Source organism: Actinomadura rubrisoli (genome assembly GCF_004349215.1).
Lineage (GTDB): Bacteria > Actinomycetota > Actinomycetes > Streptosporangiales > Streptosporangiaceae > Spirillospora > Spirillospora rubrisoli.
This window is the reverse complement of record NZ_SMKU01000710.1, coordinates 1-1,235: the sequence shown is the minus strand read 5'-3', so window position 1 is coordinate 1,235 and position 1,235 is coordinate 1. Positions and strand designations below refer to the sequence as shown.

Annotated in this window: 2 protein-coding genes; both read right to left on the bottom strand. The window is 73.8% G+C overall.

The genetic code is table 11. From position 1 onward, the window contains the following. Positions 1-437: RNA polymerase sigma factor (locus E1298_RS47025; RefSeq protein ID WP_279499804.1), on the bottom strand; the 437-nt coding region annotated here is incomplete at its 3' end. Between the two features lie 72 nt (positions 438-509). Beyond that, positions 510-1,175, bottom strand: coding sequence for a response regulator (locus tag E1298_RS47020; RefSeq protein ID WP_131903816.1), 666 nt, complete (start codon positions 1,173-1,175; stop codon positions 510-512). Between the last annotated feature and the right edge of the window lie 60 nt (positions 1,176-1,235).

Here is a 1,235-nt window from a genome sequence, read left to right as displayed (position 1 = left end):
GGCGGGTCGGGCGCGTCCTCCAGCGGGCCGGGCGGCGGGCGCCGCGCGGCGGTGCGCAGGCTGTTGCGCCATAGGTTGGTCAGGATGGTCAGCAGCCACGCGCGGGGGCGTAGCTCGGCGATCCGCTCGGGCCCGTACCCGCACAGGGCGCGGTAGGCGCGCAGGAACGCCTCGGCGGCCAGGTCCTCGGCCTCGGCCCAGCGGCCGCACAGCCGCAGCGCGGTGGAGAACACCGCGCCGCGGTAGGCCCGGTAGAGGGCGGCGAATCCGGTGTCGAGGTCGTCGGCGAGGGCGGCCAGGACCTCGGCTGCCGCGCCGTCGCCGGTGCCCGCGCCGCCGGTCCCGCCGTCACCCGGACCCGGGCCTGGGCTTGGGTCGTGGGTCGGGCTGGTGGCGGGTGCGGTCGCCTGGGTGAGTGCTTCGTCCGTAACCGTCACATCCGTTCAACACCGCGGTGCCCCGCCCCGTTGCACTCCCGTCGCCCCCCAGGGCCGGGGCGGCGGTGCCGGTCAGCTGAGCCAGCCGGGGCGGATCATGCCGCTCTCGTAGGCCAGGACGACGAGCTGGGCCCGGTCGCGTGCCCCCAGTTTGGCCAGGATACGGCTGACGTGGGTCTTGGCGGTGGCGGGGCTGAGGACCAGCCGTCCGGCGATCTCCTCGTTGGACAGTCCCGCGGCGACCAGTTCGAGCACCTCGCGTTCGCGGTCGGTGAGGGCGCTCAGCTCCACGGCGGGCGGCGGGGCGGTGATGCGGGAGGCGAACTCGGCGATGAGGCGCCGGGTGACGGTGGGGGCCAGCAGCGCGTCGCCGCGCGCCACGACCCGCACGCCGTGGATCAGCTCGGTTGGTTCGGTGTCCTTGACCAGGAATCCGCTGGCGCCGGCCTTGATGGCGCCGTAGACGTAGTCGTCGAGGTCGAAGGTGGTGAGGATCACGACGCGGACGGCGGTGAGGCGCGGGTCGGTCATGATGCGGCGGGTGGCCTCCAGCCCGTCCAGGACGGGCATGCGGATGTCCATCAGCACCACGTCGGGCAGCAGTTGGGCGGCGTGCCGGACCGCCTGTTCCCCGTCGCCGGCCTCGGCGACGATCTCGATGTCGTCCTCGCCTTCCAGGATCGACCGGAATCCCGCCCGTACCAGTGTCTGGTCGTCGGCCAGCGTCACCCGGATCACTCGATTATCCCCCTGTCGCACTCGCCTTGCTCGCCATGTTCGTGGGGCCGGGGCCGGGGG